24 protein-coding genes are annotated in these 26,032 nt (G+C 45.2%); 11 read left to right on the top strand and 13 right to left on the bottom strand.

What is annotated here, in order from left to right; translation table 11 throughout:
• Positions 1-43 precede the first annotated feature (43 nt).
• Together OO016_RS05795 and OO016_RS05790 are read left to right on the top strand one after the other, a co-directional pair.
• Entirely contained in the window at positions 44-430 is a 387-nt protein-coding gene (locus OO016_RS05795) for a 2TM domain-containing protein (protein ID WP_266011552.1), read from the top strand.
• The gene (locus tag OO016_RS05790; protein WP_266011970.1) at positions 430-924 is read left to right on the top strand and encodes a dihydrofolate reductase; all 495 of its coding nucleotides are present in this window, start codon (positions 430-432) and stop codon (positions 922-924) included. Before OO016_RS05795 ends, OO016_RS05790 begins: the two co-directional genes overlap by 1 nt.
• 7 nt (positions 925-931) lie before the next feature.
• Here the strand turns inward: OO016_RS05790 and murI are convergent, their stop codons facing one another.
• The 8 genes from murI to OO016_RS05750 form a co-directional block, all read right to left on the bottom strand.
• Positions 932-1,720, bottom strand: a complete 789-nt coding sequence (gene murI / locus OO016_RS05785) for a glutamate racemase (protein ID WP_266011550.1) — start codon at positions 1,718-1,720, stop codon at positions 932-934.
• A gap of 101 nt (positions 1,721-1,821) precedes the next feature.
• On the bottom strand, positions 1,822-2,331 hold the full coding sequence (locus OO016_RS05780; RefSeq protein ID WP_266011548.1) for an OmpH/Skp family outer membrane protein: 510 nt from the start codon (positions 2,329-2,331) through the stop codon (positions 1,822-1,824).
• 34 nt (positions 2,332-2,365) lie between these two features.
• Complete coding sequence (locus OO016_RS05775) at positions 2,366-3,199, bottom strand: OmpH/Skp family outer membrane protein (RefSeq protein WP_266011546.1); 834 nt, start codon at positions 3,197-3,199, stop codon at positions 2,366-2,368.
• A 101-nt stretch (positions 3,200-3,300) separates the two neighbouring features.
• Positions 3,301-5,922 carry a BamA/OMP85 family outer membrane protein gene (locus OO016_RS05770; RefSeq protein ID WP_266011544.1) on the bottom strand — a complete coding sequence of 874 codons (2,622 nt, stop codon included), beginning with the start codon at positions 5,920-5,922 and terminating at the stop codon, positions 3,301-3,303.
• A gap of 4 nt (positions 5,923-5,926) precedes the next feature.
• Positions 5,927-6,667: an undecaprenyl pyrophosphate synthase gene (uppS, locus tag OO016_RS05765; protein ID WP_266011542.1), complete on the bottom strand. Its 741-nt coding sequence runs from the start codon at positions 6,665-6,667 to the stop codon at positions 5,927-5,929.
• Between the two features lie 7 nt (positions 6,668-6,674).
• Positions 6,675-7,361 carry a type IX secretion system protein PorG gene (gene porG / locus OO016_RS05760; RefSeq protein WP_266011540.1) on the bottom strand — a complete coding sequence of 229 codons (687 nt, stop codon included), beginning with the start codon at positions 7,359-7,361 and terminating at the stop codon, positions 6,675-6,677.
• Between the two features lie 108 nt (positions 7,362-7,469).
• Positions 7,470-8,351 carry an NAD kinase gene (locus OO016_RS05755; protein ID WP_266011539.1) on the bottom strand — a complete coding sequence of 294 codons (882 nt, stop codon included), beginning with the start codon at positions 8,349-8,351 and terminating at the stop codon, positions 7,470-7,472.
• A gap of 5 nt (positions 8,352-8,356) precedes the next feature.
• On the bottom strand, positions 8,357-9,013 hold the full coding sequence (locus tag OO016_RS05750) for a CBS domain-containing protein (RefSeq protein ID WP_266011538.1): 657 nt from the start codon (positions 9,011-9,013) through the stop codon (positions 8,357-8,359).
• A gap of 94 nt (positions 9,014-9,107) precedes the next feature.
• Here OO016_RS05750 and OO016_RS05745 point away from each other — a divergent pair, with 94 nt between their 5' ends.
• The 7 genes from OO016_RS05745 (at position 9,108) to clpX (ending at position 16,390) form a co-directional block, all read left to right on the top strand.
• Positions 9,108-9,821: a pyridoxine 5'-phosphate synthase gene (locus tag OO016_RS05745; RefSeq protein ID WP_266011537.1), complete on the top strand. Its 714-nt coding sequence runs from the start codon at positions 9,108-9,110 to the stop codon at positions 9,819-9,821.
• The gene (locus tag OO016_RS05740) at positions 9,821-10,591 is read left to right on the top strand and encodes an alpha/beta fold hydrolase (RefSeq protein ID WP_266011536.1); all 771 of its coding nucleotides are present in this window, start codon (positions 9,821-9,823) and stop codon (positions 10,589-10,591) included. The genes OO016_RS05745 and OO016_RS05740 overlap by 1 nt, the downstream gene beginning before the upstream one ends.
• A gap of 126 nt (positions 10,592-10,717) precedes the next feature.
• Positions 10,718-12,349 carry an SGNH/GDSL hydrolase family protein gene (locus OO016_RS05735; RefSeq protein WP_266011535.1) on the top strand — a complete coding sequence of 544 codons (1,632 nt, stop codon included), beginning with the start codon at positions 10,718-10,720 and terminating at the stop codon, positions 12,347-12,349.
• 62 nt (positions 12,350-12,411) lie between these two features.
• On the top strand, positions 12,412-12,762 hold the full coding sequence (locus tag OO016_RS05730; RefSeq protein ID WP_266011534.1) for a phage holin family protein: 351 nt from the start codon (positions 12,412-12,414) through the stop codon (positions 12,760-12,762).
• 183 nt (positions 12,763-12,945) lie between these two features.
• Positions 12,946-14,268: a trigger factor gene (tig, locus tag OO016_RS05725; protein ID WP_266011533.1), complete on the top strand. Its 1,323-nt coding sequence runs from the start codon at positions 12,946-12,948 to the stop codon at positions 14,266-14,268.
• 120 nt (positions 14,269-14,388) lie between these two features.
• On the top strand, positions 14,389-15,069 hold the full coding sequence (clpP, locus tag OO016_RS05720) for an ATP-dependent Clp endopeptidase proteolytic subunit ClpP (protein ID WP_266011532.1): 681 nt from the start codon (positions 14,389-14,391) through the stop codon (positions 15,067-15,069).
• Between the two features lie 85 nt (positions 15,070-15,154).
• On the top strand, positions 15,155-16,390 hold the full coding sequence (gene clpX / locus OO016_RS05715; RefSeq protein ID WP_266011530.1) for an ATP-dependent Clp protease ATP-binding subunit ClpX: 1,236 nt from the start codon (positions 15,155-15,157) through the stop codon (positions 16,388-16,390).
• Positions 16,391-16,399: 9 nt separating this feature from the next.
• On the opposite strand, the gene OO016_RS05710 is transcribed toward clpX, so the two are convergent.
• A complete protein-coding gene (locus OO016_RS05710; protein WP_266011529.1) occupies positions 16,400-16,951 on the bottom strand; it encodes a hypothetical protein in 552 nt (183 codons plus the stop codon).
• A gap of 60 nt (positions 16,952-17,011) precedes the next feature.
• Positions 17,012-18,526, bottom strand: a complete 1,515-nt coding sequence (locus tag OO016_RS05705; RefSeq protein WP_266011528.1) for a GH3 auxin-responsive promoter family protein — start codon at positions 18,524-18,526, stop codon at positions 17,012-17,014.
• Between the two features lie 77 nt (positions 18,527-18,603).
• Between OO016_RS05705 and OO016_RS05700 the strand changes: the two genes are divergently transcribed.
• Positions 18,604-19,398, top strand: a complete 795-nt coding sequence (locus OO016_RS05700; RefSeq protein ID WP_266011527.1) for a DUF2797 domain-containing protein — start codon at positions 18,604-18,606, stop codon at positions 19,396-19,398.
• A 1-nt stretch (position 19,399) separates the two neighbouring features.
• Here OO016_RS05700 and OO016_RS05695 read toward each other — a convergent pair whose 3' ends face one another.
• The 3 genes from OO016_RS05695 to sppA are packed head-to-tail and all read right to left on the bottom strand — an operon-like array spanning position 19,400 to position 24,604.
• Complete coding sequence (locus OO016_RS05695) at positions 19,400-22,081, bottom strand: AsmA-like C-terminal region-containing protein (RefSeq protein WP_266011526.1); 2,682 nt, start codon at positions 22,079-22,081, stop codon at positions 19,400-19,402.
• Between the two features lie 50 nt (positions 22,082-22,131).
• Positions 22,132-22,842 (bottom strand): queuosine precursor transporter, encoded by a 711-nt coding sequence (locus OO016_RS05690; protein WP_266011969.1) that lies wholly within the window; start codon positions 22,840-22,842, stop codon positions 22,132-22,134.
• Positions 22,843-22,846: 4 nt separating this feature from the next.
• Positions 22,847-24,604 (bottom strand): signal peptide peptidase SppA, encoded by a 1,758-nt coding sequence (sppA, locus tag OO016_RS05685; RefSeq protein ID WP_266011525.1) that lies wholly within the window; start codon positions 24,602-24,604, stop codon positions 22,847-22,849.
• Positions 24,605-24,798: 194 nt separating this feature from the next.
• Between sppA and folK the strand changes: the two genes are divergently transcribed.
• Complete coding sequence (gene folK / locus OO016_RS05680) at positions 24,799-25,938, top strand: 2-amino-4-hydroxy-6-hydroxymethyldihydropteridine diphosphokinase (RefSeq protein WP_266011524.1); 1,140 nt, start codon at positions 24,799-24,801, stop codon at positions 25,936-25,938.
• Positions 25,939-26,032 lie beyond the last annotated feature (94 nt).

Raw genomic sequence — 26,032 nt, 5'->3', positions numbered from 1 at the left:
GAGGTGAATTACTTTATCTTTGCAGTTAAATATAAGGATAAGCGTGAGCTCCCGAAACAAAGCGAAAACTAAAATACCTCTTGAACAGCACGAGCAACTGGAATATGCACAACAGCGTATTATCCAGAAGAAGAAGCTGTACAGGCATTTTGTATTTTTCCTGGTGGGTTCACTTTTTTTTGTGGTGTTAAACAAAGCTTTCCATTACGGAGGAGATTATGACTGGTACCTCTGGGCAATCCTTGCCTGGTTATTTCTGCTCTTTATGCATACGATACAGGTTTTTTTCCTGGATCCCTTTATGGGACAGGAATGGGAGCGCAAACAGAGAGAACAACTGGTTGCCAAACAGCAAGAGCGTATAGCAGCTTTGCAGAAAGAGGTGCAAAATGAAATGCAAGACCCCGATACTAATAAAAAAAAAGCATGATGGGGGCTATAATTACCATAGCAGCGGTAGGGGAAAACGGGTCCCTTGGCAAAGACAACAAATTGCTTTGGCATTTGCCGGACGACTTTAAAAGGTTCAAGCAAATAACCACAGGGCATAAGATTATCATGGGGCGCAAAACCTTTGAAAGCTTTCCAAAGCCGCTACCCAACAGATTCCATATAATTATCACCCGTAATCTGGAGTATTCCACGGATCATCCCCAATGTAAGGTGGTTCACAGCCTGCAGGAAGCACTGCAGCTGGTGGAGGAGAATGAAAAGGCTTTCATTATTGGAGGTGGTGAGATATACACCCAGGCCCTGCCGTATTCAGACCTAATTGAACTTACCCGGGTACACGCGAACTTTGAAGCCGATGCCTTTTTTCCTGAGATCAAAGCGGAGGAATGGGAAATAGTTGGGGAAACCCATCATGAGAAAGATGAAAGGCACGCCTATGCCTTTACCTATATCACTTATAAAAGAAAGTGATCCGGTATTAAAAGTCGACAAATTTTGCCTCTCCCTGAGCATTTAACTGCTTCAGCATTTTCTTCAGGATGTCTGGCGATTTATTGGTGTAAAAGTGCGATAAGCCAGGATTTGGTGAGCTGTTTAGCAATTGTTTTTCTTCCAGTACCTTTTGCGTCTGCCTTGCCACCGCCAAACCACAATCCAGCACATTGATATTGGCCGGAAGGAGTTCTTTTAAAAGTGGCATTAAAAAGGGGTAATGGGTACATCCCAGTACAATCTGGTCTACACCAGCATCCAGCATGGGTGTCAGATATTTTATCAGAAGCTTACGAGTTGTTTCTGAAGTGGCTTTCCCTTCTTCAATCAATGGAACAAGGCCTGTGCCGATCTGATCTATTATTGTTATGCCTGCTGCGTGATTACGTGCAGTATGATGAAATAAGGTACTCCCGAGGGTCCCCTTAGTTGCCAGAACCCCCACCTTCCCAGTTTTGGTGTGCAGGGCAGCCGGTTTGATGGCCGGTTCTATACCGATAAATGGAACAGCGTAATGCTCGCGCAAATAACCAATGGCATTTGTGGTAGCCGTATTGCATGCTACCACAATGAGTTTACAATTAAGGTTCAGTAGAAACTCCGTGTTTTTGATACTCAGCCTCAGGATTTCTTCCGGGGATTTATCACCATATGGAGCATTCCTACTGTCTGCCAGGTAGTAGAATTCCTCATTGGGCAGCAGCTTCTGGATATCCTTCCAGACAGAAAGGCCTCCCAGGCCGGAATCGAAAATCCCTATGGGGTTGGTATTCATGTATTCCAAAGGTTTGGCGGTATAAACCGTTGTGTGATTACGGTTAAAAATAAAAAAACCGTTCCTTATGAGAACGGTTTACTTGGCATGCTATTGTTTTTTTAGAATCCCAATTCCTGCTTAACCGCAGTAAGTAGGTCTGGCCCTTTGGCTACGATCAATCCTCCACCCTGAGTAGCATCAATTACATAGTCGTAACCCTGAGCAGCAGCAACCTTTTCTATAGCTTCCTTGGCCTTTTTAGAAATAGGCTCAAATAATTCAGCCTGCTTCTTAGCTAATTCCTGTTGTGCTGCCTGCTGAGCTTCACCAATATTACGTTCGAATCCCTGAAGTTCCTGTGCTCTCTTTTCATTTTCTTCAGCAGATTTGGAACTGGCTTCGTTGGAATATTGCGTATACTTATTCTTCAGTTCGGTCATTGAACTTTCGATATCAGCCCGGTAGGTCTCCTGTAATTTTTGGAGTTCGGCCTGGGCTGCTTTCATTTCTGGCATCTCAGCTAACAATTCCGATACATTGATATGGGCAATTTTACTCTGAGCATTTACAAATCCAGTGGTGGCAACAAACAGCACTAATGCTACTGCTATGTTTTTCAATTGTTTCATGATCTTCTATTTACTATTTGAGTTTTAATTTTAATTAGTTTTCCTGATTAACGGTATCGCTTTTCTCCTCCGTTTCTTTTTTACGTTCTTCTTCTTTAGCCTTTTTACGGGCCTCTCTTTCTTCTAACAATTTTTTCCTTCTGGCCTCGTAGGCCTTTTTACGTTCTTCCCGCAGACGCAGTTGCTCTGCCCGCCTGTCTTCTGCAGTCTTTTGCCGAGCCTGCTGGGCCTGTTCTGCCCTTTCCTGACGCTCTTTCAGTGCTTCACTGATTTCTTTCTCGGTTGGCCCGTCTTCAAACTCATCCAGCTTGCTTTTTGCAGGCTTCTTTTTGGGTTTACTTATTTTACGGGTCCTGGAGATCTCCCTCAGCACCAATTCACTGATATCGTGTCTTTTTTGGGAGTACAACATTACGACATCCGCTGATTTATCGAAAATAAAATCGTACTTTTTGTTGGCTCCTATTTTTTGTACTTCGTTGAACACCTGGTCCTGTATAGGCTGAATCAATCGCTGTTTTTGCAACACCAGGTCACCCTGGGGTCCGAATCGGTCCTGCTGGTACTCAATCATTTCCTTTTCAAGTATGGCGATCTCCTCCTCCCGTTCAGCTACCAATTCGTCTGTAAGCAACACTTTCTCGGCCTGAAGGTCTTTCTTCATCTGTTCGATGCTACTTTGTTTTTGCTCAATCTCCACCTTCCATCGCTGCACCCTGTTATCCAGTTGCTCGCTTGCTTCCCTGTACTCTTCTACATTTTCAAGGATATACTCCATGTCTACGTACCCTATTCTCACTCCTCTTTGTGCAAAGGCAAAAGAGCTAAGCAAGGTAGCAGTCAATACTAAAAGAACTTTTTGTTTCATTCCTGCTTGCTTTATTAACATAGAAAATATCGTGCCAAAATTACTAAATCTATTAAAATGAGTGGTTTATCCTTTAGTAATTCCGGGGAAGTAATCAGGAATTAAAACTGTTGCCCAATAATGAAGTGGGTTTGCCACCCGCTGGGACCTGTTCCCACAGACTGCGGTCTCAGGTCTTCATCAAAGCCATATCCGAAATCGATCCCCAAAAGACCAAAGGCCGGCATGAATATTCTAAGCCCCACTCCGGCAGATCTTTTTAATTCAAACGGTCTAAAATCCTGAAAATTGTTGAAGGAGTTCCCAGCTTCCATAAAAACGAGCCCATAAATGGAAGCTGTTGGCTTCAAAGTAAGGGGGTAACGCAGTTCCATGGAATATTTATTGTATACAATTCCTCCCTCCTGCTGCCCTGTCAAGGGGTCTACCGGGGTCAGGGAATTGTTTTCATATCCGCGTAATTGAATAACCTCACGACCATCCAGGGTAAAGTTCCTTCCAAGGCCGTCACCTCCCAGGAAAAAGCGTTCAAAAGGTACCTTGCCTACATCGCTGTTGTAGTTCCCCAGGAATCCGAATTCGGCGTTAGTTCGCAGCACCAGTTTATCTACCACGCGTGTATACCAGTCGCCTTTAAACTTGACCTTGTAGTATTCCAGCCAGCGGAAGCGTTCCTGATCCACTTCTTCAAGTTCCGTACGTTCCGCATCGGTAAGGGTTTGTCCCTGTTGCGCTCTTTCAGTCCTCAACTCATTGAGTTCTTCGCTTCTCGCTTTAAGGGAGGCAAAATCCTTATCACTAAACAGGGAGTAAGGGGGCGTAAATTTGGCCGAGATTTCAAAATTGGATCCGGATACCGGATAAATCCTCCCCGGTCCTGCAGAACTTCTTGAAATACCAATCGTATATGCCAGCGAGTTCGACTGTCCGTTACCAAAATTGAAAAGGCCTGTGCGATAATTCTCAAAGTTATAGAGCTGGTAACTCAGTGCATGGGAAATGGTAAAGAAATCATCGGGCCACTGCACCCTTTTAGCCAGTCCAAGAGATACACCTGTTATCGAAAACTGCTGATTTTTGTTCACCTCTATCCTTCCCCGGTTACTAAACGAAGCCAGGAATTGCTGAGTTCTGGACAAGGAAAGATTGAAACGAACAGGCTTCTTTCCTCCCAGCCAGGGTTCAGAAAAATTAAGGCTGTATACGCGGAAAGTACGACTCGCCTGAAGGCGTAAGGCAAAGGTTTGCCCGTCTCCCATGGGAACCGGCTTGTAGGCCTTTCCGTTAAAAATATTTTGAATGGAAAAGTTATTGAAGGACAATCCCAGGGTACCGATAAAGCCACCGCCTCCATATCCACCCTGCAGTTCTATCTGGCTGGATCCGGATTCTACCAGGCTATAGGCAAGGTCTACAGTTCCTTCGTTGGGGTTTGGATTTTGTATATCCGGTGTGATCTGCTCTGCGTCAAAGAAACCAAGCTGTCCTAATTCCCGGACGCTTCGAATAATGTTGTCCTTGCTGTAGCGCTGGCCCGGCCGTGTCCTTAACTCCCGGAAGATAACATGATCGTTGGTCTTGTCATTTCCAGATACGGTAACATGGTTGAGGAAGGTTTCCTTACCCTCAATAATACGGATTTCAAAGTCGATTGTATCATTCTGGGCCGATACTTCCACAGGGTTTATCTGTGAGAAAAGGTAGCCGTTATTCTGATACAGGTTAGTCACGTCTTCAGCATCGGGCTTTGTATCATCCGCGATACGCTTTCTCAGCAACACCCCGTTGTAGGTATCTCCCTTTTTGATACCGAGGACCTGGCTCAGGATGCGATCGGTATAAACCGAATTCCCAACAAAATCTATATCTCCGAAATAGTATTTGTTGCCTTCTTCCACTTTGATGCGGATGTCTATATTGTTTTCATTCAGGATCTCTACGGTATCGGTGATAACCCGGGCATCCCGGTAGCCGTTTTCGGCATATTTATCAATAAGGCTGGAGAGGTCTTCCTGATAATCGTCCTCGATGTACTTAGATTTTTTCCAAAAACGCCCGGGCAATTTCTTTTTGGTGTTCTTCATTGCCTTCCTGAGTTTGGAAGACGACAGTTTTTCATTGCCTTCAAAAGCAATACTCCTGATCTTTACCTTATCCCCTTTCTTGACGTTGATCACCATGCTCTGTGTATTGGTATCAACAGTATCTTTTGCAGTGGCTATCGACACTTTGGCGTTCAGGTATCCCTGCTTTTTGTACTTGTTCTGAAGGAAGTTTTTGGTATTGGCAATAAGGCTTTCTGTTATCTTCTTGCCCTTTTTCAGGTCGGTATCGTCAATGATTCCCTGTATTTTCCTTTTTTTAACCCCGTAGATGGTCACCCCGGATAAGGTGGGACGTTCCTTGATATAGAGTTCGAGATATATCTTTTCATCCTCTATATCGGTTATATAGAATTCAATTTCACTGAAAAGTTCCAGGCTCCACAACTTTTTGATCACCGCACTGATCTGATCGCCAGGCACCGTAATGGGTGATCCCTCCCGAAGTCCTGTGTAGGTCTTAACGGTTTGTTCGTTATAGCTTTCCAGGCCGGTCACAGAAAGTCCGCCCAAAATATAATCCTTTCCCTTGTCATAGGTTAACTCCTGACTAAAGGCCGGATAGCTAAAAAATAGAAGGAGGAAGTAAATATAGATTACCCGGGGTAGTGCTGTGCTCATACCCCTAGTTAAGTTGTTCGCTGATCTTTCCAAATCTTCGTTCTCTGTTCTGGTAATTCAAAATAGCCGCTACCAAATGCTCCTCACTGAAATCTGGCCAGAATGCATCTACAAAATACAATTCAGCGTAAGCAATCTGCCAAAGCAAAAAATTGCTGATCCGGCGTTCCCCGCTAGTCCGGATAAGCAAGTCCACATCTGGTAAATCGTGCGTGTAAAGATGACTATTTATAACGGTTTCATCAATATTTTCGGGGGAAATTATGTTATTTTTAACTTTGACCGCAATTGCTTGTATGGCCTGTTTCAGCTCCTCCCTGGACCCGTAACTGAGGGCAAGTGTGAGGGTCATTCCCGAATTGGATTTGGTTTTTGCCATGACTTCCTGAAGTTCCTCATGGGCTTTTTTAGGAAGCGATTGTATATTTCCGATGGCATTTAACCGGATATTGTTCTTGTTTAAAGTAGAAAGTTCCTTCTTCAAAGTAGAAACCAGCAGCTTCATAAGGGTTTCCACCTCTATCTTTGGTCTTTTCCAGTTCTCTGTAGAAAAGGCGTAGAGTGTTAGAAAATCTATGCCCACTTTGGCACAATTTTCCACAGTTGCTCTTACCGCTTTAACACCGTTTTCATGGCCAAAGACCCGTAACTTGCCGCGTTGCTTAGCCCAGCGGCCGTTACCATCCATTATTATAGCCAGGTGTTTCGGAAGATTTTCGCTCTTTAAATCTTCAATAGTGTTCATCTAATTGCTACTCAAAACAATCCCTGCAGGGTTTCCTGCCAAAGGTATAAGTTACAGTTAATCCTGAAAACACGTACCAGTCGTCACTGAAAATGTTCCCAAATCGGAACCTTTCAAAGTTAGTACCTTCCGGGTTACTGGCATCCAGGTTGTCTGTAAAAGTATACCTTGCTCCAATTTCAGCCCCAAAAATAAGGAATTGATTTATCCTAGCCTTAATTCCAAGGGTCATTGGGATAGCCAAAGAGCCATCTCGCTGGTCAATTGTCTGTAAAAGACCGGCATCGAAGTAGTTATAATCGTAGCGAAAGTATGAAAGTCCGGTATAGATATAAGGGGTCATAGCAGGACCCACCTTGTGTAAATTGTATTCCCAGAAATGAAACTCAAGTCCCGCCGAAACCTCCAGAATGGAGTTATCCAGTGAGAACCCCCTTTGAATTCGGGAAGGGATATCCGATTTGCCGTCGTCAAAAGTAACTTCCCCATAAATAGCGCTGGCCCTCCAGGCATAACGCTTGCTTTTGTTCCATTTGGCGACTGCCCCGAAAGCCAGCCCGGAAGGAGCTATGTAGTTCATCCTACCCACATCCCCAATAGCATTGGCGCCTCCGGCAAAAAGGCCAACCTCATAGGTTTGACCACTGGCCGAGAACATCAAGAAAAAGAGTGTAACAGCAATAATTCCCCTCATCTATTCCTTTTGATCTTTATAAGGATGTTTCTTAATAGAAAAAGTATCCATCATAAAGGTTCTTCCATGTTAAACAAGAATTGCCGGTATTTATTGTTTCAGATAATATCAATTGCGGCGGTCTTCTCCCCAAAGCAGTTTATTCCGTAAGGTCTTAAGAAAGCTTTCGGATGTATATTCAACCATACGAATCTTAAAATCAGCCTTTTTAATGGTGAGTTCTTTCCCGTTTTCAATAGTTGCCAAACGGGAATCCAGGGACAACAGGTGATGCTCCTCCCGGCCCGAGACCCTTAATCTTATCTCGGTATCGTCAGAAATAACAAGAGGCCTTGCATTCAGGTTATGTGGAGCTATGGGTGTAATAACAAGGGATTGTGCCGTTGGGGTAATCACCGGCCCGCCGCAGCTCAGGGAATAGCCGGTGGAACCGGTGGGTGTGGCGACAATCAAACCATCAGCCCAATAGGAAGTCAGGTATTCACCGTTCAGGTGCGTCTCGATAGTAATCATGGAAGTAGTATCCTTACGGCTGACAGACACCTCATTCAGCGCAAAATTCATATTGCCAAACTCGGGAATTTCAAAATCGGAATACACAGCCAGCAGGCTCCTTTCAACCAGTTCGTAGGCACCGGCATTAAATTCAGTGACTACCCTGCGGACCTCTTCTTTCTTGAAGGTAGAGAGAAATCCCAGCCTGCCGGTATTTACGCCTACAATGGGGATACCCAGGTCCCGGATATAGGTTATAGCCCTTAAGATAGTACCATCTCCCCCAAAGCTCACAAAGAGGTCGAAGGTATTGTCCAACCCCCCTTCATGGGTAAACGTCTCGTAGTTTCCCAAAGCAGAGGCTCCCCCTAAAAAATCATAAAATTGGGATTCAAACCGAACAACAGCCCTTTCTTTTTGGAGTTCTTCAAGGAGTTCCAGAATATATTCCAGGGCAGTTTCCTGGTATTCCTGACCGTAAATGGCGACTTTCATGCCTCCTAGACATTAAGGTATTTATCCAGGTATTCCGAGCGCCTTTTAAGGCTTTCGATGAACTGATCTTCATCATTACCAAACAGGATGTTGTAGTTGTATCGTCGCAAGGTCTGTATCACGTCATTGCTGTTCTCCGAAGTAATCTTCAGCGTTATCTGAATAATTTCATTTCGGGTTTCGGTAATTATGGCCCCCAGCAGCCTGGCATTATTACTTTCTACAATCTGAGCGATCTCACTAAAGGAGTAGTCCTTGATCCCTTTGGCAATGACTAGTATTACTCCGGGTTCGATGAAGAATGGAGTATCAATGAATTCTGCAACCACATCATTTAGGTCGAAATACCCCAGCACCGATTCATTCTCATCCAAAACCGGGATCAGGTTAGCTTCGTTTCGCGCAAAGAGCTCAAGGGCATCCAACCATGATGTATCTTTTTTTGCAAAGAAGGATTCCAGTTCATATCGGTAATCTTCTACCTTTTTCACGTGTTCGAAGGTCTCGAGATCGGTTTCCGACAATACCCCAACAAACCTTCTGTCCTCTACAATAGCCACATGGGAGTAGGTGGTATGCTGGAAAAATTCAATGACTTCAGTCATGGAACCATCCAGATTAAATACCGGTAAGGTGTTGATTATATGTGATTGAAGGTCCATATCTACGCTATCTGCTGCAAATTACTAATTTTAAACATCAAAAGGTGTGCCTTATTTGTATTTTTGTGGACCTAAAAATTAAGGCAGGTCAATAATGACAAAATTAAGCGTTAACATCAATAAAATTGCCACTTTGAGAAATTCAAGGGGTGGCAATATGCCTAATGTACTCCAGGTAGCCCGGGATGTGCAGGATTTTGGTGCACAGGGGGTTACCGTGCACCCCAGGCCCGATGAACGCCATATCCGTTACCAGGATGCGCGCGAACTAAAGGAAGTGGTTACTACTGAATACAACATAGAAGGCAATCCCATCCCCAAATTCATTGATCTTGTATTGGATGTTCAGCCAACCCAGGTAACCCTGGTCCCGGATGCCGAGGACGCCATCACCTCTAACGCCGGATGGGATACCCTTTCCCATCAAAAGTTCCTGCAGGAAGTAATTGCAGAATTCAGATCCAAAGGGATCCGCACATCCATATTTGTTGACCCGGATACAAAAATGGTTGAAGGGGCAGCAAAGACTGGAACAGACCGTATAGAACTTTATACGGAACAGTATGCACAGGATTTTGCCGCAGGCAGGAAGGCTGGGGTACTGCCCTTTGTGGAAGCCGCCAGAGTAGCCAATGAACTGGGGCTGGGTGTTAATGCAGGCCATGATCTGAACCTGGATAATGTGGCGTATTTCAAACAACAGGTCCCTAAGCTACTGGAAGTATCCATTGGCCACGCCCTCATTTGCGAATCCATATATATGGGACTGGAAAATGTGGTCAGTATGTACCTGCATCGCCTGAAATAATGGAAATACTGCATTCAAATATCATCGGAGAAGGGCACCCTCTGTTAATCCTGCACGGATTCCTGGGGATGTCCGACAATTGGAAAACCCTGGGCTCACAATTTGCTAAAATGGGCTACCAGGTTCATCTGATCGACCAGCGAAACCACGGCAAGAGTTTCTGGTCTGAGGATTTCAATTACGATATCCTGGCAGAAGACCTTGCCCGGTATATGGACCACCATAGTATCCAAAGTGCCTGTATCCTGGGGCATTCCATGGGTGGAAAAACTGCTATGACCTTTGCATCTGCCTATCCGGAAAGGACCTATAAACTGATTGTTGCTGATATAGCGCCTAAGTTCTATCCACCACATCACCAGTATATCATTGACGCGCTTATGGCTTTGCCGATGGAGTCTCTCAAATCCCGAACCGCTGCCGATTTTGAACTGGCTAAGTACCTGCATGACTGGGGTATCCGGCAATTCCTCCTGAAAAGCCTGCACTGGGTAGAAAAAGACAAACTGGATTTTCGTTTTAACCTGAAGGTGCTCTCACAGAAAATGGAAGAAATAGGAGATGCCCTGGATGCAACATCTTCATATGACGGCCCAGTGCTCTTCCTAAGGGGCAGTCGCTCTGAATATATCGCAGATTCCGATATGCCGATGATTAAAAGCCATTTCCCAAATGCCTATATGGAAACTGTTCAGGATGCAGGGCACTGGCTGCATGCGGAAAACCCAAGGCAGTTTATTCAATATGCCGAAGCATTTCTGAAGGGCTGATTCCCTGCTTATTGTTATGCGTGCATAATTTAACGCCCGCCTTCTTGTGTGTCTCCATAATTTGGTTAATTTTGACTTTACCCTTCCTGAACGGCAGGTTAACTAAACTAAAATCAAACGACTAAGATGAAAAAGATTTGGATGTTGTTCGCCATTGGCGGACTTTTTTTGATTTCCTGTAGTGATGATGATGTGAGTGTAGATCAGACCCCGGATCCGGATCCGATTGTTTACACCAGCGGAACCGCAGACTTTTCCAATTTTGTTGCCCTTGGCAACTCACTGACCGCGGGGTTCTCGGATGCAGCTCTATTTATTGACGGACAAAACGCTTCAGTACCCAGCATCATGGCAGGTAACTTTGCTTTGGCAGGTGGAGGGGATTTTACCATCCCTTACATGGCCGATAACCTCGGGGGGTTAACCCTGGGGGGCGTACCCATTCCCCAATTTGGCAATCGCCTGATCCTGGATTTTTCTACTGGTGATCCTATACCGGTACCGGTAAGCGGTACGGGGACAACCGAAGTGAGTAATGTATTGACTGGCCCATTCAACAATCTGGGTGTGCCCGGAGCTAAAAGCTTTCACTTGCTGGCCCCCGGTTATGGCAATGTGGCTGGTGTTGCCCTTGGTCAGGCTAACCCTTACTACGCGCGATTTGCCAGTTCGCCTAATGCGCGGATTATCGAGGATGCCGCAGTGCAAAATCCTTCCTTCTTTGCCCTGTGGATTGGCAATGGTGATGTTTTGGGATATGCCATTGAAGGTGGTGACGGTGAAAACCAGGCCGGAAACACGGATCCCAGCACCTATGAGAGTAGCGACATCACAGACCCCACCGTTTTTGCCGGTTCTGTTGATTTACTTTTACAAACCCTTACAGCGAACGGAGCAGGCGGTGTAATAGGCAATGTCTTTGATGTAACCACCATACCTTATTTCACAACTGTTCCTTACAACCCGCTGGATCCAACAAATCCGGATTTCGGACCTCAGATACCGCTATTGAACAGCATATTTGGTGCTTTGAATCAAATTTACAGCGCCATAGGAGCAACGGATCGTATCATTGTCTTTTCGGAAACCGAGGCAAGCCCGGTGGTTATTTTTGATGAAAACCTTGCAGACCTGTCTGCAACTATTACCGGAGGCCTGCTTTCTAACCTGCCGGCCTTCGAAGCCTTTATTGCACAGTTTGGATTGCCTCCACAGGCTGCACCACTTGTAGCCAATTTGCTTGGATCAACATACGGGCAGACAAGGCAGGCCACTGCTGAAGACCTGGTTGTATTAACCAGCGCCCGTGTCATAGGAACAGTCAACACAGACACGCTGGGGGATTTGGTTGCCCTGGGACTGCCTGAGGCACTTGCAGGACAGTTTTCTGTGGAAGGAATCTCACTGCCCCTTGCAGACAAATGGGTACTTACCCCTGAGGAACAGATGCTAATAAAAGATGCGCAGGAGGTATTTAACCAGACAATTGCGGCTCTTGCACAACAGTATGATATAGCCCTGGCGGATGTCAACGCACTTCTCGCAGAGGTAGATGCAAACGGCCTCACCCTAAGCGACGGAAGGGATGTTACCACTGCCTTTGCCACTGGCGGTGCATTCTCTCTGGATGGTATTCACCCATCACCCAGGGGTAATGCGCTTCTGGCCAACGTATTTATTGAAGCTATCAATGCAAAATACGGTTCTAATTTACCAAATGTGGATCCGCTGGATTATATTGGGCTGTACCTTAAATAGGAACCAAAATTTTTATAACTTTAAAGGTGTCGGACGGTTTTCGGCACCTTTTTTATTTGGATATGAATTTTATACTGAAATTATTGCTAAGCGCCCTGGCGGTAGTAGTATTGGCCAATATTTTACCCGGGGTTTCGGTAGATAGCTACCTGACGGCCGTGATTGTAGCCCTGGTCCTGAGCCTGCTGAATTTCCTGGTAAAGCCTTTACTGATCATATTTACTTTGCCCATTACCATACTTACACTGGGCCTGTTTTTACTTGTTATCAATGCCCTGATCATCCTTCTGGCCGATGCTTTGGTCAATGGTTTTGCGGTAAGCAGTATTTGGTGGGCCCTGCTGTTTAGCCTGCTGTTATCCCTGCTGAATTCCATTTTGCATTCCTTCTTGAAATCGGAAAATAAAAAGTGAGCCGATATGTCTGTTTTTCAAGCTTGTAAAACTTGTTGAACTAAGTAAAATGCGCTACTTTTGCATGCTCTAATTCATAGATTCCCGGCTTGAATAAAGATGAAAATTAAAGGAAAAGTCGGTCACTTTATGTAATGGCATGCCAGAATAAGGAGATTAAGTAAGAGGACAAATCATATTTCAATGAATATTACCAAGGAACAAATAGACGATTTAAACGCAGTTGTAAAAGTTGACATCACCAGGGAGGACTACCAGGATAAGGTGGAGAAGATCCTAAAGGACTACAGGAGGCAGGCCAATATTCCCGGATTCAGGAAAGGGCAGGTGCCCATGGGGTTAATCAAAAAACAATATGGGAAAGCTGTACTGGTAGATGAAGTTAACAAGCTAATTCAGGACAACCTCAACAACTACCTTACTGAGGAAAAGCTGGATGTTCTGGGTAATCCACTCCCTAAACAACAGGACAATTTCAACTGGGATGCAGATGAGTTCTCTTTCGAATTTGAACTGGGCCTGGCCCCTGAGTTTGAGGTAAACCTGAAAACCAAAAAAAGCATACCCCATTACAAGATTGTTGCCGATAAAAAAATGGTTTCCGAACAGGTAGATCGGATTAAAAGACAATACGGGAAACTAGTCAGCAAAGCAGTAATTGAAAAAGGCTTTGAGGTAACCGGTAATTTCAGCAATGAAAGCGAGGAGATCAATCGCGACAGCACTATAGAACTCGATAAAATCAAGAGCAAAAAAGCCCTCGACGCCCTTGTTGGCAGTAAAGTTGGTGATACAGTAACGCTCAAGACAAAGGGATTATTTAAAGAGGATTACCTCCTCCCCAGTGTGCTGGGTGTTTCCGGGGAAAAGGCTGAAGGCCTGAATATCGATGTGGATTTCACCATACAGGAGATCAACGAAAGGGAACCAGCGGAACTAACCACTGAATTATTTGACCGTTTATTTGGGGAAGGCACTGTTTCTTCCGAAGAAGAAATGCGGGCAAAAATCAAGGAAGATGCGGAGAAACAGTTTGAACAGCAAGCGGATCAGAAGCTTTTGAATGATGTTACGGAGCGCCTGATCGATACCGTAAAATTTGAGCTTCCCGTTGAGTTCCTGCAAAAATGGATTCAAACAACAGGCGAAAAGACCCTTTCTGAGGAGGAAGCAAAAGACGAATACGAGAAGTCGGAAAAAGGCCTGCGTTACCAGTTGATCGAAGGGAAGATAATCAAGGACAACAACATTGAATTGCAGTTTGACGAGCTTAAAGAATTCGCCAAAGGATTCATTAAATCGCAGATGGCTCAGTATGGGCAAATGAACCCATCAGACGAAGATCTGGAGCCTATTTTGATGCGTGTACTCAGCAACCAGGATGAAGTGAAGCGGCTTTCCGAACAGCTCATGAGCAAGAAACTGCTTGATCTTTACAAGGAGAAGGCCAATTTAAAGGTTAAGGAAGTTACCTACGACAATTTTGTCAAGGAGGTATACGGATAGCCTAACTGTCTGGCATTCCGCAAGACGGAGGCAGGATGAAAAATCCTGATTAATTGAGTATCTTTACAGGGCCGATCCATATGGTTTCGGCACCTTTTTTTAAACTCTACAGCACAAAGCATGAATTACGCAAAAGAATTCAAGAACTACGCGATAAAAGACCAGGGGATTAGCAGCACCTATTATGACAGCATACTGGAAAGTATGTATCCGGTAAGCATGACCCCAAATATCATAGAGGAACGCCAGTTGAACGCCATTGCCATGGATGTGTTTTCCAGACTGATGATGGACCGCATTATCTTCATGGGTACCGGAATCAATGACCAGGTGGCAAATATTGTTCAGGCCCAGTTGTTGTTCCTGGCCAGTGCGGACTCTTCCAAAGACATTCAGATCTATATCAACTCTCCCGGTGGCAGCGTCTATGCAGGCTTGGGTATTTATGATACTATGCAATTTATCAAACCAGACGTAGCTACCATATGCACCGGGATGGCTGCATCTATGGCAGCTGTACTCCTGTGCGCCGGGGAAAAAGGAAAACGCAGTGGGCTAAAGCATTCGCGGGTCATGATTCACCAGCCCATGTCAGGAGCTCAGGGACAGGCCAGCGACATTGAAATTGCAGCCAAAGAAGTCCTTAAGATTAAAGACGAATTGTACCATATCATCTCCCAGCATTCAGGTCAGCCCTTTGACAAGGTATACGAAGACAGCGACAGGGATTACTGGATGAAGGCAGAAGAGGCCAAGGCATATGGTATGATTGACGAAATTCTGGAGCGGGATAGCGATTAAACCGAGCTAACACACTCAGAAATAGGTATTTTATAAACCAAAATGGTTTTTCTGGCGTTATAGAGTTGGACAGACCACCACAGATATGGCAAAAGAAAATTTAGAATGTTCGTTTTGCGGAAGGAAAAAGCCCGAGACCAATCTTTTGATCGCGGGACTGGATGCCCATATTTGTGACCGTTGTATAGAACAGGCCCATGGCATTGTAGCCGAGGAGTCCCGCCAGGCCAAAAAAGACGACCTGAATTCAGAACTGATCCTAAAGAAACCCAAGGAGATCAAATCTTTTCTGGATACTTTTATCATAGGTCAGGAACGCACCAAAAAAGTGCTTTCCGTTGCCGTTTACAACCACTACAAAAGACTACTTCAACCACACTCCAAAGAGGACGATATTGAAATCCAGAAGAGCAACATTGTAATGGTGGGGCAGACTGGTACGGGTAAAACCTTAATGGCCAGGACTATTGCCCGCATGCTGAATGTACCTCTGGCTATTGTTGATGCTACCGTACTTACGGAAGCCGGATATGTTGGAGAGGATGTGGAAAGCATACTTACTCGTTTGCTTCAGGCGGCAGACTACAACCTGGAGAAAGCCGAGAAAGGGATTGTCTTTATTGACGAAATAGACAAAATTGCACGCAAAAGCGACAATCCATCCATAACCCGGGATGTTTCCGGGGAAGGGGTACAACAGGGCCTTCTAAAATTACTGGAGGGAACCATGGTCAATGTACCACCCAAGGGAGGCAGAAAGCACCCGGACCAGAAGTTTATAGAGGTGAATACCGAGAATATCCTCTTTGTTGCAGGAGGGGCTTTTGACGGTATAGAGCGCATTATCACCAAGCGCCTCAACATGCAGGCTATTGGCTACAGTGCCTCAAAACGGGAGGAAACCCTGGATGAAAATAATGTACTGCAGTATATCATACCAAAAGACCTCAAGGAATACGGGCTCATCCCGGAAATCATCGGAAGGTTGCCGGTACTTACCCATATGAACCCCCTGGACAAGAAAACCCTGAGGGCAATCCTGACCGAACCCAAAAATGCCATTATCAAGCAATACGAAAAGCTGTTTGCTATGGATGGTATTAGCTTTAAAATCACAGAACAGGCATTGGATTACATCGTAGATAAAGCGGTTGAGTACAAACTTGGGGCACGCGGACTGCGTTCCTTATGCGAAGCTGTGTTTACCGATGCGATGTTTGAACTCCCCAGTAGTGAAGAGAAGGAATTCAAGGTTACCAAACCCTACGCAGAGAATAAGCTTTCCTTCGAAACCATTAAAAAACTTAAGGCCGTTTCTTAGTCGGTTAGTTTAACTCACTGCCTTGAAATGAATATTGAAGTGGTTCTCCAGAAGATCCAGGCATACCTTTTGAATGATCTTCTCATCCGTATACAACTCGTGCCCGAATCTTGGAATGCTTTCTATAGTAAGACCTTTTTCAGGAGACCTTTGTTCATCAGGAGTTAGTTTTTGATATTCTCCATAAAGCAGGTTTACAGGAATATCCGGTTTTTCTAAAGAGCCAGGTAGATTAAATGGTGAAATGGCATAGAGGCACTTTATTGGCAAACCCTGCAATGCCGCCTTCCAGGCAATGGTAGAACCGGCACAGAATGTTAGATAGTGAGCAGGTTCCTTTTCTTTTTCGAGCAATTGTTTGACTGCCCTCTCCATTCCACCGTCCATAAAGGCGTTATGAAGATCATCTGCCGAATTTGTACGGGTATCCACATAACCCAGTTCCCTGCAATCATAAAAGGTAATATCAAAATAAGACTGCAGATAGCCCAGGTAGGAAGTAATCCAGAGGCCCTTTTTGCAGCCCCAGATATCGGAAAGTATAACAAGTCTTTTGCTCATGATCAGGTAGTTATGGATTTGGAAGGCTGAATTTCATAAGATATAAGGACTATTCCATATTTATTGGTTCATCTGAAGCAATTCATCGATATAAGCCCTGTCATTGGACAATCTCGGGATCTTGTGCTGGCCGCCAAGTTTGCCCTTGGCCTTGAGCCAGTCGTAAAATAAATTATCCCGGGCTACCTGTATTTTGGGTTCATTAAGGGTCATGTTGTTGTAACGCTTGGCCTCATAATCCGAGTTAAGGGATTGGAGAGCATGGTCCAGGGCATCTCTGAATCCTTCTAATTTCTCCGGGGCATTTCGGAACTCTATCAGCCATTCATGCGCTCCCTTGGCCTTTCCTTTCATGAATACAGGAGCTACCGTATAGTCTTTGATTTCCGCCCCGGTCTGAAGGCAAGAGCGCTTAAGGGCCTCCTCCGCGTTCTCTATGATTAGCTCCTCCCCGAACACATTGATATGATGCTTGGTGCGCCCGGTAACCTTGATACGGTAGGGATTCAGGGAGGTAAACCTTACCGTGTCCCCTATCTGATATCGCCAGAGTCCTGCATTTGTAGTGATGACCATGGCATAGTTGGTGTTTAGGTCAACCTCCCATAAGGGAACTGTTCTTTGGGTTGGGGTGCCAAATACGTCCATGGGGATAAACTCATAGAAAATACCATAGTCCAGCATCAGCAACAGATCCTGTTCGTCATTGCGGTCCTGAATAGCAAAAAACCCTTCAGATGCGTTGTAGATCTCGTAATACCGGAAGCGCTTTCTCGGCAGGAGTTTGGCATACTGCTCCCTGTAGGGGTTAAAACTTACTCCCCCGTGAAAATATACCTCCAGATTTTCCCAGACTTCAAAAAGATGGTTTTTGCCCGTTTGTTCCAGAACCCGGTTTAATAAAACCAACATCCAGGAAGGTACCCCGGCCAGACTGGTCACATTTTCCTGTATACTCTCTTCAATGATGGCAAACATCTTGCTCTCCCACTCACTCATGAGCGAAACCCTGTTGCTGGGCGTACTGCTCATCTCTGCCCAGAACGGCATATTATCTATGAGGATGGCAGAGAGGTCTCCGAAAAAAGTGCCGTTGTCTTCATACAGTTCTTTACTCCCGCCCAGCCTTAGGCTTTTGCCGGTAAAGAGTTGGGAATTCTCATTATTATTCAGGTAGAGGCACAGAAGGTCCTTACTGGATTTATAATGGCAATCTTCAAGGGCTTCCGTGCTAACGGGAATGAACTTGCTTTTGGCATTGGTGGTACCACTGCTTTTTGCAAACCATTTAATGGAAGTGGGCCAGAACAGGTTTTGTTCGCCTTTTCTCGTGCGCTCTATCAGGGGCTCTATTTCCTCATAGGTAACTATAGGGACTCTATTCTTATACGTCTCATAGTCTGTTATGGTCTCAAATTCGTAACGCTGCCCGATTTCCGTATCCTCGGCCAGGTTCAAGAGCTGCTGCAATACCTCCTGCTGAACTTCTGCCGGGTATTTCAGGAAAAGTTCAATCTGGTGATAGCGCTTTTTCAAAAGCCAGGAGGCAATGGAATTGAACAGCGGGATCGGCATTTTTGAATATCTTTAGGTCGTCAAAAGTAGACGGAAAAGATACTAAATTCAAATCGATTTAAAGCTTCATTATACACATGCAGTATCAGGGTGTTCTTAAGAAAATGGAAAGTGAAATGGGCCGGCCCATTCAATACTATATGTTGTTTGATAACGATTTCCTGAACGTAAATCAGGTTCTGGATAAGGAACTTCAGATCGATTTCATTAAATACCAATGCTTAAGATGCGGGGAAGACCTTCCCATTTTCAGGCAGGGATTTTGTAGGAATTGCTTTTTTGAGACGCCTCTTGCAGGCGACTGGATCATGAGGCCCGAACTGAGCAAAGCCCATCTGGATAAGGAAGACCGGGACCTTGAATATGAAAAAAAGGTACAATTACAGCCGCATGTGGTTTATCTGGCCAACTCCAGTTCCGTAAAGGTTGGCGTAACCCGAAAATCCCAGGTACCTACGCGGTGGATAGACCAGGGTGCCCACGAAGCCATACTGATAGCAGAAGTCCCGAACCGCTACCTTGCTGGCATTACTGAGGTGGCCCTGAAGGAACACGTATCCGATAAAACTAACTGGAGAAAGATGCTTACCAATGAGGTGGATGATGAGGACCTGCTCGCATGGCGGGACAGGCTTAAACCTTATGTGCCAGCTGAGACTATGGAATACTTTCTGGATAAAGGAGGTGAAATCCATATGGACTTTCCTGTTCTGCAATACCCGGAAAAGGTGAAAAGCCTGAACCTGAGCAAAACACCATCATACAAGGGCAAACTAAAAGGCATCAAAGGGCAGTATTTGATCTTCGAAGACAGCACCGTATTCAATGTTAGGAGTAATGAGGGGTACTATGTATCCCTGGGCATCAGTTAGGCTAGTTGCCGCCAGTTTTTGTAGTATCCTTTTTCTTGCCTTTTAAAAGGCCCTTCAAAATCCCTGTTGCCTTTTCTTCAATGGGGCTATTTTGCTTAACGGAATCATTAACCAGGCTGTCTTTTGGCTTGCCTGCCAAACCTTTAAGTACGCTTCCCAAGGTATTATCTTCCTGCCCTACTTTGGCGGAATCTGATTTATTGCCCAGCAGTCCGCCCAGCAGGGATTGAGCTTTATCGCTTCCTTTACTGATCAGCTTCTGCTTTTGCAACTCCACTAGCTGACTGGTCAGGGATTTTACGCCACTGCTTAAATCTGAACTAACTTTTGGTGAACTATGCGTACCCGATAATCCAATCTTTACGGGAATAGACAGGTCTTTAAGTTCTTCCTCCCCGATAGAAGCTACCATCCCCTGAACTTCTTTTCCCAGGTATCTGGCCGGAACATCCAGCGTGAGCTGATAATCCAGGGAACGATCAAAACCGTGGCCCCCATCAACCCTGACTAAAATATCGTCATATTTTAAATTGAAAGGCTTTACCCTCACTTTTCCCTTTTCAAAAGCCAGGGCAGTCTTCAATCCCCTGAGGTCTAACTTGCTGGTATCAAAAAAGTCGAAGGAGGAATTCAATTCCGTTAAAACAGGCAGCCGGTCTGTTTGTACATCCGCGGCAAGTATTTCCGCCAGTACAGCCCCCGTCAAGGTTGGCAGTTCGGGACGGTAATCGTTGTTTAGTGTTCCGGCCAGTTCCACCTGTGAAGAAAACTTTCCCTTCAACGCTCCTGCAATGGGAGCCAGCGCCTGCAAGAGTTCCATACTTTGAAATGCTTTTTCGATTTGAAGGCTTTGCATATCGAGAGCCAGGGCAAATTCGGGTTTATCCGCAAGGGTATTTAAGGAGCCTTGAAGCGCCAGTTTACCGTCAAAAAATCCGGTGGTAACTTCCTGGAAATCAATTGTTCCTTTATTGATCCTTATTTTACCTTTGAAATCGCTCAGCTCGAGGTCATCATATACAATCTTACCAGCTACCGTATTCAGCCGGAGATCCAAATCCGTTGGTATTTTTAATGATGTAGTATCCTGGGAAACCTCCTTATTATCAGGATCATCAGAACCAACAAAATCGGCCACTAAAAATGTATTGGACCGCAAATCAAGGCGTCCTTCCAGGTTTTGTTTTCCAAGGGCATACCCCAGCAAATGTTGCAGTGATCCCTTTAACTGGAAATCACTCTGGCCAACTGTACCATTACCCTGCTGGATAGTGGCTTGGTCGTTCACCAACTGGGCTTTGAGACTGTTGAGCTTAAGTGGTGACTGCAATGCCTCACTCCGGTATATGAAATTCATAAGGTTTATGAAACCATCCATCCGGATTGCCGAATACCTGTTGGCTTCCAGGTCCTTAACGCTAAAAGCAGCGCGAATATCGGCATCCAGATTACCTCTCAAATCCATCTTCTCAGGCAAGGGATAGGCTTCACCCAGCTGTCCGAGGTTTATCTTCGTCTGGGCCTGCAAGTCTACCTTTTTATCACCCAGGATATTCTTTATGGTCGCTTTCAGATGAAACCGATCCTGACCAACAGCGAAGGCAGACTGTCTGACCTCTAACTGGGTCCCACCCAAAGTACCCGTATTATTGAGCAATTCCAGATCTAGCGAAATTTGATCGATCGGACGCGGTAAATCTCTGTATTTAACCGATGCATCTTTCGTTTTTATACTGATGTCAAATCCAGGAATCTTATCATCGGATGAAATCCCCTTTATAAATCCGGAAACCTTCAGCACGCCCGAAGCATCCACATTACTCAAATCCTTGACATATGCTTCCGGCATCAGGGCCAGAAAGTCTTTAAAGTCGGCAGCAGGGGCATCGAATTGAATATCAACTACCTGATGGTCTTCCTTAACCTGTACTTCTCCTTCGAATACCAGGGGGAGTTCGTTAAGCAACGCCTGGTTCTGCAGGAACTGATAGCGGTTTTGCTCCATATCCATTCCTATCAGCGCCATGAGTTCAAAAGGAGTATTCTTGAGGTAGGCTATGCTGTCCAGTTGCAACGAAATTGACCCGTTGGTTTGGGTTTGCAGTTTACTGTTATTAAGGGATAAATCACCGGAGCCCTCATGTTTTTCTACGTAAATCTTCAGATCAATTTCAGAAGGGCTGCTTTCATACGAAATTTCTGAATCCGTGATGGCATAGGACTTCAGGGAAAAAGTAAAGCCAGTGTCGTCTCCAGCACCCTTATTCTCCTCAGAGGCCTCACTGATAAGGTCGTAATTCACTGTGTTATCCGCATTTACCTTGAGGTTCATCTTTGCGCCGTCGATGCTGATATTTTCAATATTTACCGGGTCTCCTTCTCCCCGGAACAGTTCCTTCAATCCCATTTTTAAGTTGAGAGATCCCGAATAGAAAAGGGTATCGCCCTGAAATGGCTCAGGCGTGATCAGGCGTGAGCCCTTTAAAGTGAGTTCGGCTTTTGGGAAGCTGGCTATAAGGGAAAGACTGGCCTGGTCAAAATCGAATTGCCCTTCGATCTGAGCATTGACATTATCTTTGATTAACGCACCTATTTTAGCTTCAAAAAAAAGGGGCAGGATAATTAGGGCAGCAAAAAATACAACCGCTATAGCGGTCAGGATTATTAGGAGTTTTTTTTTCATACGTGCACATTTAGCCTATGCAATACAAACAGAAAAAGTTAGTAAATATTTTACTTTTCCAGGTCTATTTCCTCCCCTATCTTCAATTTAAACCTACTCCTAAGCAGGAAGACAAAAAAGTAGAGCAAAGGGGTGTCCAGAAAGGCAATGAAGATCTTGAATATAACACCGCTTATCACCAGCCCGTAAAACATATTCCACGGGATTACCCCAAAAACACAAAGCAATCCCACAACCGTAAAGGTGTCTATTATCTGTGAGGAAAAGGTGGAAAAGTTATTTCGTAACCAGAGCATTTTCCCTTTGGTTAGCCTTTTCCAGAAATGGTAAATAGCGATATCCACATACTGGGCGCACAGATAGGCTATCATAGAAGCCAGTACGGCTATGGGCGACAGGGCAAATACCTTATTGAAGAGCTCGTCGTTTACCGGGGACGAAGGTATGGCCGGGGCCAAATCCGCCAGCAGCACTATCCCCATAGAGAAGAAGGAGGCAAAAATCCCTGCTGTTACCACCTGGTTTGCCTTTTTCTTACCATAAACCTCGGAAATCAGATCCGTGATCAGAAATGTGATGGGATACGGAAGCACTCCAACGGATATTTCAAATAAGGGAGCGTCGAAAACGGTTACATCGCCGAAGGGCTTCCAGTAAAAGAACTTCTGGAAAATCAGGTTAGAGACAACCAGGGAAGTTATGAACAAAGCCCCGAGGTACAGGTAAATACGAAAGGCCTGTTTCTTGTCTTTAAGGGTCATTGTACTATCGGACATTGATGGTGAACGGCATTCGGGCCTGTATGCCTTTTTGGTTCAATGCAGCCCGGATCTCTTTCACTATTCCATATGCCTCAGTTCCCAGTTCATTTTCCAGGGTGGCTTCCCTGATCTCGGTGCTGGCACTACCAATATCCTCCATAAATCGTTCAAAATCGGATTTATACCGCGGTAATTTCCGAATACTGAAGCTCTCCAGGTCTGCTAAACGCGCCGCTTCGGCAATAGCGTCTTCCAATCCACCAATTTCATCTACCAGGCCAAGCCTTTGTGCTGCAACCCCAGTCCAAACCCGACCCTGTGCAACTTTCTCAACTTCCTCTACTGTCATGTTTCGTCCACTGGCCACACGCTCCAGGAAGGTTTGATAAGTACTGGCTATTCCTTCTTTCAAATAAGCCCTGAAGCTGTCAGACATAGGCTCGAAAAAAGAATAATCCACCGAGTTCTGGTTGGTACCTACCTGTTCTGCATTAACGCCAATATTATCAGCCAGTCCACTAATGTTTGGTATGGTCCCGAAAACTCCAATGGAACCGGTAATCGAAGTTGATTCTGCAAAAATCTTATCCGCTCCTGCAGCGATGTAATATCCGCCCGACGCGGCTACATCACCAAAGGATACCACAACCGGTTTTATCTCTCGTGTAAGGATCACTTCACGCCAAATAATGTCTGAGGTTAGTGCGTTACCACCCGGAGAATTTACACGCAGCACCACCGCTTTGACCCTGTCGTCTTCACGGGCCTTTCTTAATGCCCTGGTCATGGCTCCCTGCCCAATAAAATCAGGGCTGCCTTCACCATACAGAATTTCTCCTTCTGCGAAGATTACCGCCATACGGTCCCTGCCTTTGTAAAGGCGCTTAGAATTAGCAACCTGCGCGTAATCCAAGAGACTTATGGAATTGTAATTGGTATCATCAGGCACTCCTAGCTCATTTTTGATAAGCTTGTGGTATTCATCCTGGAACAGGATTCCGTCTATTAAGCCAGAAGCCAGCGCATATTCCGGGGTTCTTGCCCCCAGGGTATCTGCAATCTGATTGAGCCCTTCGGTTGAGATCCCGCGGGATTCGGATATTTCTGACAACATGGACTCCCAGACACCGCTTATGAGTTCTGAGATTTGCTCCCGGTTTTCATCACTCATTTCATTGTCCAGGAAGGGTTCTACTGCACTCTTGTATTTTCCTAAACGAATAACCTCCATTTTTACCCCGGTCTTCTCCTGAAGCCTTTTCAGGTAAAGCACCTCGGCCGAGAGCCCCTTGAAATCCATGCTTCCCACAGGGTTGATAAAAACACTATCTGCCACTGAAGCCAGGTAGTAATCCTTTTGCAGGTAGATGTCGCCATAGGCATAAACAAATTTGCCGCTGTTTTTAAATTCTGAAAGTGCCCGGCGAATGGCCTGCGCCTGGGAGGTGCCTGCCAGCAAAAAATTGCTGTTGATGCTGATACCGGAAATTTTATCGTCTGTCTGCGCTACGCGGATGGCATGCAGTATCTCATCGAGTCCCTGATTCTTCACAAATAATCCGGCAAAGGGATCTGCCTCATCTGTCCCGGTGTAGTCCTTGATTGGGAGGGGTAACCTTAGCTCGAGCACAGAATTCTTTTTTACCACTACGGCCTGATCTGCACCAGCCAGGCTAATGAAGATCAGGAACATAAAAAAAACGATGCCAAAGGCCACAATGCTCCCGATGATGGAAGCCAGCAAGTTTCTTAAAAATTTCATTCCATTTTACTAATAGAGGCCCCAATTTGCCCGGAAAATTACCGGGATAAACACAAGGCCCTTGTTGTAAATCGTCCAAAGATAGGGAATGCGCCTGGCATCTGATGTCATTTAAGGATTTTCTTAACCTTCCCCCGCTTATCCCTTATTCAATCCAAAATGTACGATTCTTTTCTTTAATTTGCCCCTTTGATATGAAGGATACCTTTACCGTATATCTGTCTTTGGGGAGCAACCTGGGAAACAGGCTGTATCAACTGCAAAAGGCCGTGATTATGCTTGGGGATACCCTGGGTATGGTTTCTCATTTATCTGCAGTTTACGAAACACCGGCCTGGGGTTTTGATGGTGCCCCTTTTTTAAATGCCTGTTTAGCACTTGAAACAAGCAAGAGTCCGGAAGAAGTACTGAAAACCCTCCTCATGATAGAAAAAGAGGCAGGTAGATTTCGCGGGCAGGAATCCGGCTATGTGTCCCGCACCCTTGATATAGACATTGTTTACTACGGCGAACAAGTGATTGCGACTGATAATCTGATTGTGCCGCATCCGCATATGGAAAAGCGTTGGTTTGTACTCAAACCCCTTGCAGATATTGCACCTCAGTTCTATCACCCCATACTCAATAAAGACACCCGCAATTTGCTTCAGGAGTGCAAGGACAACAGCACCATAGTGAAAACCAGCCACATGCTTTACCCTAACCGGGAAGAGTTCTTCTCCCAGCTCCACCTGCTGGCCATAGAGGGAAATATTGGGGTGGGCAAAACCACATTGGCCAAAAAAGTATCGGAAGAATTCAACGCCAAACTGGTACTGGAACGCTTTGCAGACAACCCCTTCCTGCCTAAATTTTACAAAGACCAGGCACGATATGCTTTCCCGCTGGAAATGTCTTTCCTAGCAGATCGCTATCAGCAATACACGGATGACACGCGGCAGTTTGACCTGTTCAAGAAATTCATGGTTAGTGATTATGACATTTATAAGTCGCTCATCTTTGCCAAAGTTACCCTGGGGCCTGAGGAATATGCCTTATACCGGAAACTGTTCACGTATATGTACAAGGAGGTAAAAAAGCCCGACCTTTACATATACCTCCACCAGGATACCAAACGGCTCCTGGAGAATATAAAGAAAAGAGGCAGGGATTACGAGCAGCAGATTGCACCTCAATACCTGGAACAAATCAACAAAGGCTATGTGGAGTTCCTGAAAACCATTCCGGAAGGCAATCGACTGGTTGTGGATGTCACCAATCTTGATTTTGTAGATCGACGAACAGATTACGAACGCATCCTTGACACCGTGATGGAACATATGATGACCAAATAACCCGTTTTGGGAGGTCATCCGGTGGTCTGTGCATCTTATCAATTATTCAGGGAATTATTTGCAAAGCTAGATTACATTTCTTTACTTGCATGTC

The sequence above is a fragment of the Lentiprolixibacter aurantiacus genome, assembly GCF_026241225.1.
In the GTDB taxonomy this organism is placed as follows: domain Bacteria; phylum Bacteroidota; class Bacteroidia; order Flavobacteriales; family Flavobacteriaceae; genus Lentiprolixibacter; species Lentiprolixibacter aurantiacus.
This window is presented reverse-complemented; position numbering and strand designations above follow the sequence as displayed.

Coding starts and splice junctions, on each gene's coding strand:
- OO016_RS05790 (WP_266011970.1), top strand. CDS start 430: ATGGGGGCTATAATTACCATAGCAGCGGTAGGGGAAAACGGGTCCCTT.
- murI (WP_266011550.1), bottom strand. CDS start 1,720: ATGAATACCAACCCCATAGGGATTTTCGATTCCGGCCTGGGAGGCCTT.
- OO016_RS05780 (WP_266011548.1), bottom strand. CDS start 2,331: ATGAAACAATTGAAAAACATAGCAGTAGCATTAGTGCTGTTTGTTGCC.
- OO016_RS05775 (WP_266011546.1), bottom strand. CDS start 3,199: ATGAAACAAAAAGTTCTTTTAGTATTGACTGCTACCTTGCTTAGCTCT.
- OO016_RS05770 (WP_266011544.1), bottom strand. CDS start 5,922: ATGAGCACAGCACTACCCCGGGTAATCTATATTTACTTCCTCCTTCTA.
- uppS (WP_266011542.1), bottom strand. CDS start 6,667: ATGAACACTATTGAAGATTTAAAGAGCGAAAATCTTCCGAAACACCTG.
- porG (WP_266011540.1), bottom strand. CDS start 7,361: ATGAGGGGAATTATTGCTGTTACACTCTTTTTCTTGATGTTCTCGGCC.
- OO016_RS05755 (WP_266011539.1), bottom strand. CDS start 8,351: ATGAAAGTCGCCATTTACGGTCAGGAATACCAGGAAACTGCCCTGGAA.
- OO016_RS05750 (WP_266011538.1), bottom strand. CDS start 9,013: ATGGACCTTCAATCACATATAATCAACACCTTACCGGTATTTAATCTG.
- OO016_RS05745 (WP_266011537.1), top strand. CDS start 9,108: ATGACAAAATTAAGCGTTAACATCAATAAAATTGCCACTTTGAGAAAT.
- OO016_RS05740 (WP_266011536.1), top strand. CDS start 9,821: ATGGAAATACTGCATTCAAATATCATCGGAGAAGGGCACCCTCTGTTA.
- OO016_RS05735 (WP_266011535.1), top strand. CDS start 10,718: ATGAAAAAGATTTGGATGTTGTTCGCCATTGGCGGACTTTTTTTGATT.
- OO016_RS05730 (WP_266011534.1), top strand. CDS start 12,412: ATGAATTTTATACTGAAATTATTGCTAAGCGCCCTGGCGGTAGTAGTA.
- tig (WP_266011533.1), top strand. CDS start 12,946: ATGAATATTACCAAGGAACAAATAGACGATTTAAACGCAGTTGTAAAA.
- clpP (WP_266011532.1), top strand. CDS start 14,389: ATGAATTACGCAAAAGAATTCAAGAACTACGCGATAAAAGACCAGGGG.
- clpX (WP_266011530.1), top strand. CDS start 15,155: ATGGCAAAAGAAAATTTAGAATGTTCGTTTTGCGGAAGGAAAAAGCCC.
- OO016_RS05710 (WP_266011529.1), bottom strand. CDS start 16,951: ATGAGCAAAAGACTTGTTATACTTTCCGATATCTGGGGCTGCAAAAAG.
- OO016_RS05705 (WP_266011528.1), bottom strand. CDS start 18,526: ATGCCGATCCCGCTGTTCAATTCCATTGCCTCCTGGCTTTTGAAAAAG.
- OO016_RS05700 (WP_266011527.1), top strand. CDS start 18,604: ATGCAGTATCAGGGTGTTCTTAAGAAAATGGAAAGTGAAATGGGCCGG.
- OO016_RS05695 (WP_266011526.1), bottom strand. CDS start 22,081: ATGAAAAAAAAACTCCTAATAATCCTGACCGCTATAGCGGTTGTATTT.
- OO016_RS05690 (WP_266011969.1), bottom strand. CDS start 22,842: ATGACCCTTAAAGACAAGAAACAGGCCTTTCGTATTTACCTGTACCTC.
- sppA (WP_266011525.1), bottom strand. CDS start 24,604: ATGAAATTTTTAAGAAACTTGCTGGCTTCCATCATCGGGAGCATTGTG.
- folK (WP_266011524.1), top strand. CDS start 24,799: ATGAAGGATACCTTTACCGTATATCTGTCTTTGGGGAGCAACCTGGGA.